General features: G+C 44.7%; 7 protein-coding genes. 6 read left to right on the top strand and 1 reads right to left on the bottom strand.

All coding sequences use genetic code 11. The annotated features are described in order from the left end of the window. Positions 1-130 precede the first annotated feature (130 nt). Positions 131-1441 (bottom strand): outer membrane channel protein TolC, encoded by a 1311-nt coding sequence (tolC, locus tag AB6C75_RS21880; RefSeq protein WP_372109235.1) that lies wholly within the window; start codon positions 1439-1441, stop codon positions 131-133. A 226-nt stretch (positions 1442-1667) separates the two neighbouring features. On the opposite strand from tolC, the gene nudF reads away from it, so the two are divergent. From nudF to parC, 6 genes are all read left to right on the top strand, one after another. Continuing rightward, positions 1668-2297: an ADP-ribose diphosphatase gene (gene nudF / locus AB6C75_RS21875; RefSeq protein ID WP_372109233.1), complete on the top strand. Its 630-nt coding sequence runs from the start codon at positions 1668-1670 to the stop codon at positions 2295-2297. A gap of 4 nt (positions 2298-2301) precedes the next feature. Continuing rightward, entirely contained in the window at positions 2302-2742 is a 441-nt protein-coding gene (locus AB6C75_RS21870; protein WP_009848962.1) for a DUF1249 family protein, read from the top strand. 59 nt (positions 2743-2801) lie between these two features. Next, positions 2802-3626 carry a 3',5'-cyclic-AMP phosphodiesterase gene (cpdA, locus tag AB6C75_RS21865; RefSeq protein WP_009848963.1) on the top strand — a complete coding sequence of 275 codons (825 nt, stop codon included), beginning with the start codon at positions 2802-2804 and terminating at the stop codon, positions 3624-3626. Further along, a complete protein-coding gene (gene yqiA / locus AB6C75_RS21860; protein ID WP_017101355.1) occupies positions 3626-4231 on the top strand; it encodes an esterase YqiA in 606 nt (201 codons plus the stop codon). The genes cpdA and yqiA overlap by 1 nt, the downstream gene beginning before the upstream one ends. A 239-nt stretch (positions 4232-4470) precedes the next feature. Continuing rightward, a complete protein-coding gene (gene parE, locus AB6C75_RS21855; protein WP_012603198.1) occupies positions 4471-6351 on the top strand; it encodes a DNA topoisomerase IV subunit B in 1881 nt (626 codons plus the stop codon). A gap of 3 nt (positions 6352-6354) precedes the next feature. Further along, positions 6355-8613 carry a DNA topoisomerase IV subunit A gene (parC, locus tag AB6C75_RS21850; RefSeq protein WP_012603199.1) on the top strand — a complete coding sequence of 753 codons (2259 nt, stop codon included), beginning with the start codon at positions 6355-6357 and terminating at the stop codon, positions 8611-8613. The last annotated feature ends 107 nt before the right edge of the window (positions 8614-8720 follow it).

The raw sequence follows: 8720 nt of genomic DNA, 5'->3' as shown, positions 1-8720 counted from the left end.
AGACTCGCTACACTGTGCGATCTAAACACCTTAAATGATAGGTGTTGGCTCATTGAGCGGCATTTTTGTAACGGTAATCTAGTCACTTTATTAAATACTCTGGTTAGAGTATTTAACTAGGATTTAAGCATTACTTACTTGCGACTTTTAGACCTGCGTTTACATCAACAATGTCTTGTTCGCTTAGCGTACCAACAGCTTGACGAAGCTGAAGTACACTTAGGATGTAGTTGTAACGAGCATCTGAAAGGTTCTTGTTGGCATCGTATAGACGACGAGTTGAATCTAGTACGTCAACGATAGTACGAGTACCTACATCAAAACCTGCTTCTGTAGCTTCTAGAGCCGACTGAGCAGAAACAACAGACTGTTCGTAAGCGCGTAGCACACCAATTGAAGCACTGATGTTGTTGTTGAAGGCACGAACGTCTTTCACAACGCTACGGTAAGTCGCTTCAAGATCTTCACTTGCTGCAACGTAGTTGTATTCAGCCTGTTTAGTCAAAGAAGTTGTACTACCACCTGTGTATAGAGGCACAACTAAATTTAAGCCGACGTTTAGGTTATCTTGGTCGTAGTCTTGAGAGCTTTTTGACTGATCTGCAATAGAGTAGTTACCGTCTAAGGTTAGGCTAGGTAGGTGGCCAGAACTTGCTAGCGTGATGTTATCTTTAGCGATATCTTGATCAATACGTGATGCCAATAGCTTCAGGTTTTTCTCTTGAGCTTGCTCAACCAGTGCAACAGCAGATTCAGACGATTTGCTTGCTGAGAAGCGGTCTGTATCTAAGATGTTTAGGTTAGAGTGCTCTTGACCTGTGATTTCACGTAGACCTTCGTAGTTATTAATCAGAGTGTTCTCTGCTAAAACTTCATCAGCCAAAACACCATCGTACTGAGCTTGCGCATCATGCACATCGGTGATGGCAGAAAGGCCAACTTCAAAGCGCTGCTTAGTTTGTTCCAGTTGACGAGCAACTGCGGCTTTTTCTGCACGAACAAACTCTAGGCTATCTTGAGCACGAAGTACTTCGAAGTAAGCGGTAGCAACACGAAGGATCAGAGCTTGTTGCTCTGCTGCGTATGAAGAATCAGCTTGGCGAGCTTTTTTCTCTGCTGTATCTAGCGTGATCCAAGAAGAGCGCTTGTACAGCTCCTGAGAAAAGTAAATTCCAGCTCCCCATTGATTGCTGTCATTATTTACATCACTTCGCTCACCACGGTTGATGTCGTAGTTAGCTCTCAAGTCAATTTGTGGTAGCAAATCACTACGGTTTGACGTTACTGCTTCAAAAGCGGCATCGCGCTTCGCTGCTGAACGAAGAAGTTGAGGATCGTTCTGTTTTGCTTGGTCGTAAACCTCAGCTAGCGTATCAGCGAAAGCTGACGAACTCAGGCTGCCAATTGCTGCACTGATAAATAGTGGAAGCAGTTTTTTCATTTTCCTATTCCTGCCTTTAATGGAATTTTCTTTAAAAGAGTTTAACCCAGTTTGGTGGTAATTTACTCGAAACTTTGCACTTTTTTACAGTTAACTGTCCACTTGTGCAATATTTATTTTTTAAAACTTAACTTTAATTATAAGTTTTATACTAAAAGTTGAACCTTATCCTTGGTAGTTAACTCGGACAATGAGTAAACTATAAGATCACTTAGTGAGGTATCAAATGCAACAGTATGACAATCAACGACATGAGTTTACTCCGCAAGATGTGGAAATAGTCTCAAAAGAGACGCTGTTTCGTGGTTTTTTCAAAATGGTTAAGTACACATTTAAACATAGACTGTTTGAGGGCGGCTGGAGCCAACCAATCGAGCGTGAGATGTTTGAGCGTGGACATGCTGCCGCTTTGCTACCTTATGATCCTGTACGTGACGAAGTCGTGATCGTCGAACAGATCCGTGTCGGTGCTCTAGATCATGAGAACCCGTGGCAATACGAAATTGTTGCTGGGATTATTGATACCGATGAATCACCACAAGATGTTGCTCGTCGTGAGGCGATGGAAGAAGCGGGGGTCGACGTCGGATCTGTATTGCCTATTACTTCGTATTATCCTTCATCCGGTGGTTGCTCAGAAAAGCTAGACGTCTTTGTTGGCTGTGTTGACGCCACGACAGCAAAAGGGGTTCACGGATTGGATTACGAAGGTGAAGATATTCGCGTACAAGTGATGAGTCGCGAAGAGGCTTATCAGTTAGTAAAAGACGGTGTGTTTGAAAATGGCGCCACGATCATTGCGCTGCAGTGGCTACAATTGAACTACCAAGAATTACAGTTAGAGTGGATAGATTAACGTCATGCCAAATATAGCAGTCAAAAAACCGTATCATGTCGATCTGGCTGAATTGATGCGAGTTTACGAGACTAACTATGCCAAACTTAATGCTCTGTTACCGGTTGAGCATGAGGTTGGTGACGTTCGCTGTTACCAAGCCGTTAATATGGTGTATCAATTGACAGTGAATGAGGTCACAAAATACACCACATTAATAGATATATGTCAGAGTGACGCGATGCCAGTGTTTCCTTTGCCAAAAATGTCTGTCAGGCTATATCACGACGCTCGAGTTGCAGAAGTGTGCGCTAGCGGGGATTTTTCGCGAGTCAAAGCAAAATATGACTATCCCAACACAAAACTTCTGCAAAAGGATGAGAAATTTCAATTGAACAAATTTCTTGGGGAATGGTTAACGTTTTGTTTAAAAACGGGTATCAGCCGAACTCCAGTTTCTTTTTAATTGAGCTTATTTAAAAACACTTTTAAAGTCTAAACAGTAACGTATCTGGATTTGTTATTTTGGAATTATCACACACTTCAAAATTTGATGAGAGCAGTATTAAGCTTGTACAGCTAACGGACACGCATTTATTTGCGCCGAGCAATGGCAGCTTATTAAGCATCAACACTCAAGATAGCTTTCGTGCTGTAGTCGATGCCATTGTTAGTCAGGGCTTTGACTATCAAGCGATTTTAGCAACCGGTGATATTTCTCAAGATCACAGTGCTGAGTCGTACCAAAAATTTGAGTCAGGAATTCAACCTTTGGATAAACCGTGTTACTGGTTGCCAGGGAATCATGACTTCAAACCGAATATGGGCAGTGTTTTACCATCACCACAAATACAGTGCGTTGAGCATGTCTTGCTAGGCAATAATTGGCAGATGGTGATGCTGGACTCGCAAGTGGTTGGCGTGCCTCACGGACGTCTCAGTGATCAACAGCTTGATCTACTAGAACAAAAGCTAACCGAATTTCCCGAACGTAATACCTTGGTTCTGCTGCACCACCATCCACTATTGGTTGGCAGTGCATGGCTGGATCAACATAATCTGAAAGATGCTGATCAATTTTGGGAAGTGGTTCAACAGCACACCAATGTGAAAGCCGTACTGTGTGGTCACGTTCATCAAGACATGAATCGAGATCATCATGGTGTACAAGTCATGGCAACACCGTCGACTTGTGTGCAATTCAAACCTAATTCAGATGACTTTGCGGTTGATACTTTGTCGCCTGGTTGGAGAGAGATTGAATTGCATCAAGATGGATCAGTAAGCACGCAAGTTCGCCGTTTACCTCATGGACAATTCTTACCTGATTTTGAAGCGGCAGGTTATTGATGTTTGATTCTGAACAGCAAGCCGCTAAGCCGCCACTGCTTCTCTATATTCACGGTTTTAACAGTTCATCTCGTTCTCACAAAGCAACGGTGATGGCTGACTATTGCGCGGAGCATCGTCCTGATATCAAGGTGATGACACCTCAACTGCCGAGTTTTCCTCAGCAAGCGGCCATTTATTTGCAGCAACTGGTGGAGCAATATAAAGAGCAATATCAGATAGCGTTGGTAGGTAGCTCGTTGGGTGGCTATCTTTCAACATGGCTGAATAGTCACTATGGCTTTAAAGCTGTGGTTGTGAACCCAGCCGTTAAGCCGTATGAGCTTCTTGCTGACTATTTAGGTGAACAAGTAAATCCATATACAGAAGAGCGATATGTTCTGGAAACAAAACATATCAATGAACTGAAGGCGTTAGAGGTTCCGGCTATCGCTCAGCCGAGTGACTTCTGGTTACTTCAGCAAACGGAAGACGAAGTTCTGGATTACCGACAAGCGGTAGAGAAGTACCAAGGTGCAGTACAGACAGTAGAAGAGGGGGGGGATCATAGCTTTGTTAATTTTGAACGCTACCCCCAACAAATCATCACCTTTCTAAATCTTTAATCTGTTTCAGCAATCAAGTAATTTTCTCTTGTTTGACTGTTATTTCATCTATCAGTGGTGAAATATCATAGTTTGATGCCTTAGTTTTTGAACTAGCTTGACATCATTACTCAGCTTCCAGACTATATTCCCCAATACTTCGCTCGTTCGCTCTACTATGACGGTTCATAGTAATGATTTCGCTTTAGTCAAACTAGAGCCAGCGAACTGACGCCAACTTTTTGAGTAAACTCCGTATTATGACTGAACAATATAATGCAAAAGACCTCGAGGTACTTGAAGGTCTCGACCCCGTGCGACATCGCCCGGGAATGTATACCGAGACAGAAAGACCAAACCACCTTGCCCAAGAAGTCATTGATAACTCGGTTGATGAAGCACTAGCGGGACACGCTAAGAAGATTAAAGTCGTGTTGCATGCTGACCAATCGTTAGAAGTGACGGATGATGGCCGTGGTATGCCGGTTGATATCCACCCTGAAAAAGGGATCTCAGGTGTTGAGCTGATTTTAACTAAGCTCCACTCTGGCGGTAAGTTCTCGAACAATAACTACAAGTTTTCAGGTGGTTTGCACGGGGTAGGTATCTCGGTGGTAAACGCGTTGTCAAAACGTGTTGAAGTGACGGTTCGCCGTGACGGTCAGGTACATGAAATTGCCCTTGAAGGTGGTCATGCCGTAACGGATCTTACTGTTACAGGTACTTGTGGTCATCGCAATACAGGTACGACGGTACATTTTTGGCCAGATCCAAAATATTTCGATAGCTCTAAATTTTCGACACTTCGTCTAATTAACAACCTACGTGCAAAAGCAGTTCTTTGCCCAGGTTTAGAAATTACCTTTGTCGACAAGGTTGGCGGTGAAGAACATAAATGGTTCTATGAAGATGGCCTAAAAGACTACCTTGCCGAAGGCGTGAAAGGTTACACCTTACTTCCTGAAGAACCGTATGTTGGCGAATTCGTAGCTGAAACAGAAATGGCAAACTGGGCGATCATTTGGCAGCCAGAAGGCGGTGATATGATCACCGAAAGTTACGTGAACTTAGTACCGACTAAACAAGGTGGTACACACGTAAACGGTCTTCGCCAAGGTCTGCTTGATGCAATGCGTGAGTTCTGTGAATTCCGCAACTTGCTACCACGTGGGGTTAAGCTAACGGGCGACGATATTTTCGATCGCTGTTCGTACGTACTCTCGGTGAAGATGCAAGATCCGCAGTTTGCTGGTCAAACAAAAGAGCGCTTGTCTTCTCGTCAAACCGCTGCGTTTGTTTCTGGTGTGGTAAAAGATGCGTTTAGCTTGTGGTTGAACGAAAAACCACAACTGGCAGAACAGTTAGCTGAAGCTTGTATTGCGAATGCTCACCGTCGTATGCGCGCAAGCAAAAAGGTTGTGCGTAAGAAGATCGCTTCAGGCCCAGCATTACCGGGTAAGCTAACCGATTGTTCGGTTCAAGATTTAAGTCGTACCGAAATCTTCTTCGTGGAAGGGGACTCGGCGGGTGGTTCTGCTAAACAAGCACGTGATCGTGAGTTCCAAGCGGTGATGCCACTTCGCGGTAAGATCCTAAATACATGGGAAGTGTCAGCGGACCAAGTATTGGCTTCACAAGAAGTACATGATATTTCGGTTGCTCTGGGTATCGATCCCGATAACGATGACTTGTCAGGCCTGCGTTACGGTAAGATCTGTATCCTTGCCGATGCGGACTCGGATGGTCTTCATATCGCGACACTGCTATGTGCACTATTTACTCGCCATTTCCATGCATTGGTTGAAGCGGGTCATATCTATGTGGCAATGCCCCCTCTGTATCGTATCGATTGCGGTAAAGAAGTGTTCTACGCACTCGATGACGCAGAGAAAGACGGTGTGCTTGAGCGACTATCGCAGAAGAAAGCCAAGATCAACGTGCAACGATTCAAAGGTCTGGGTGAAATGAACCCACTTCAGTTGCGTGAAACCACCATGGATCCAAACACCCGTCGCCTTGTTCAATTAACGATTGATGACAACGAAGCGACCAACGAGATGATGGACATGCTGCTTGGTAAAAAACGTGCAGATGATCGCCGTACATGGCTACAGACTAACGGTGATATGGCCGAGGTATAATGGATGTCTAACGAAATTACATATGATGGCGTTGAACAGCTGCCAATGCGCAAGTTCACCGAAGATGCCTACTTAAATTACTCAATGTACGTGATCATGGATCGTGCATTACCGTATATCGGTGATGGCTTGAAGCCAGTACAGCGTCGTATTATCTACGCGATGTCTGAGCTGGGCTTATCAGCTGCATCGAAATACAAAAAATCAGCACGTACCGTTGGTGACGTATTAGGTAAGTATCACCCACACGGTGACTCTGCTTGTTACGAAGCGATGGTATTGATGGCGCAGCCGTTCTCTTACCGCTACCCATTGGTAGATGGTCAAGGTAACTGGGGTGCTCCGGACGACCCGAAATCGTTCGCTGCGATGCGTTATACCGAAGCAAAATTATCTAAGTTTGCTGAGGTTCTTCTAGGTGAACTAGGTCAAGGCACCGTTGATTGGCAACCAAACTTTGATGGCACCATGAAAGAGCCTCAAATGTTGCCTGCACGTCTGCCTCACATCTTACTTAACGGTATTACTGGTATCGCGGTAGGTATGGCGACTGACATCCCGCCTCACAATGTCCGTGAAGTGGCGAACGCAGCGATTCACTTGATTGATACGCCGAAAGCTGAACTTCCAGATGTGATGGGTTTCATTCAAGGCCCTGATTACCCGACAGAGGCTGAGATTATTTCACCGAAGTCGGACATCGAAAAGATCTACCGTACAGGACGTGGCAGTATCAAGATGCGCGCGGTTTGGCACAAGGAAGGCTCTGATATTGTTATCACGGCTTTACCTCATCAAGTGTCAGGTGCGAAATTACTTGAGCAAATTGCTAACCAGATGCGCGCTAAGAAGCTGCCAATGGTTGACGACTTGCGTGATGAATCGGATCACGAGAACCCAACTCGCATCGTTGTCGTTCCTCGTTCAAACCGTATCGACTGTGACCAATTGATGAGTCACCTATTCGCTTCGACGGATCTAGAGAAAAACTTCCGCGTTAACTTGAACATGATTGGTTTAGACAATCGTCCTCAAGTGAAAGGCCTAGTTCAAATTCTGAAAGAGTGGATTGAGTTCCGTCGCACGACCGTTCGCCGTCGTTTGCAGTACCGTTTAGATAAAGTACTAGCACGTTTGCACATTTTAGAAGGTTTGCTTGCTGCTTATCTTAATATCGATGAAGTGATTGAAATCATTCGTACAGAAGACGAACCATGTCCTGTATTGATGAGCCGTTTCAACATTTCTGAAATTCAAGCCAATGCTATTCTTGATATTAAACTTCGTAACTTAGCTAAGTTAGAAGAGTTTAAAATCCGAGCGGAACAAGAAGAGCTTGAAGCTGAACGCGAAAAGCTTGAAAAGCTACTCGGTTCAGAGCGTCGCTTGAATACGTTGATCAAGAAAGAAATCCAAGCCGATGCAGATAAATACGGCGATGATCGTCGTTCACCTCTGATTGAGCGTGCTGAAGCGAAAGCGCTAACAGAACGCGACTTAGTACCAAGCGAACCAATCACGGTTGTGTTGTCTGAGAAAGGTTGGATTCGTCATGCTAAAGGGCATGAAGTTGATGCTGAAGGCTTGAACTACAAATCTGGTGATAAGTTCTTAGCGAGTGCTAAGGGTAAGAGTAACCAACAAGCGGTGTTCCTTGGCAGTGATGGCCGAAGCTACTCCCTTGAATCTCATTCATTACCGTCGGCACGTAGCCAAGGTGAGCCAATTACAGGCCGCCTGAACGTCAGCCCAGGTACTTCGATTCGCCAAGTGGTGATGGGAGAGAATGAACAATTATGGTTAGTCGGTTCTGATGCAGGTTATGGCTTTGTTTGTAAGGGTAGCGATCTGCTGTCAAAGAACAAGAGCGGTAAAGCGTTAGTTAACTTGCCACAAGCTTCTGAAGTGATGTTGCCAAGCCCTATTGCTGACTTGGACAGTAATCAGATTCTGGCAATTACTAACCAAGGCCGTATGTTGTTGTTCCCTATTAAAGACCTACCTCAGCTGAGCAAAGGTAAAGGCAACAAGATCATCAACATCCCTTCTGCGAAAGCAAAAGAGCGTGAAGAGTTTGTATCGCATCTGATGGCTATTCCAGAGAATGCAACGCTGACTATTTACGCGGGCAAACGTAAACTTGGCTTGAAACCTGCGGATCTTGAAAACTTCCGTGGTGAGCGTGGTCGTCGTGGTGGTCTGCTCCCAAGAGGTTTGCAGCGTGTGACTCGCATCGATATCGATGAACCTAGTGACGCCTAGTTTTGATTGAGTTTATCATTAGCTTTGATTGATAAAAGAAAACCCAGCTTAAGAGCCAACACCTATCATTTAAGGTGTTTAGATCGCACAGTGTAGCGAGTCTTACT

Source organism: Vibrio sp. 10N.237.312.B06, from assembly GCF_041464685.1.
GTDB classification, from domain to species: domain Bacteria; phylum Pseudomonadota; class Gammaproteobacteria; order Enterobacterales; family Vibrionaceae; genus Vibrio; species Vibrio tasmaniensis_A.
The sequence above is the reverse complement of the archived record's forward strand: the minus strand, read 5'-3'. Positions and strand labels throughout refer to the sequence as shown.

Excerpts from the sequence above, each read along its gene's own strand:
- tolC (WP_372109235.1), bottom strand. The coding sequence starts at position 1,441 with ATGAAAAAACTGCTTCCACTATTTATCAGTGCAGCAATTGGCAGCCTG.
- nudF (WP_372109233.1), top strand. The coding sequence starts at position 1,668 with ATGCAACAGTATGACAATCAACGACATGAGTTTACTCCGCAAGATGTG.
- AB6C75_RS21870 (WP_009848962.1), top strand. The coding sequence starts at position 2,302 with ATGCCAAATATAGCAGTCAAAAAACCGTATCATGTCGATCTGGCTGAA.
- yqiA (WP_017101355.1), top strand. The coding sequence starts at position 3,626 with ATGTTTGATTCTGAACAGCAAGCCGCTAAGCCGCCACTGCTTCTCTAT.
- parE (WP_012603198.1), top strand. The coding sequence starts at position 4,471 with ATGACTGAACAATATAATGCAAAAGACCTCGAGGTACTTGAAGGTCTC.
- parC (WP_012603199.1), top strand. The coding sequence starts at position 6,355 with ATGTCTAACGAAATTACATATGATGGCGTTGAACAGCTGCCAATGCGC.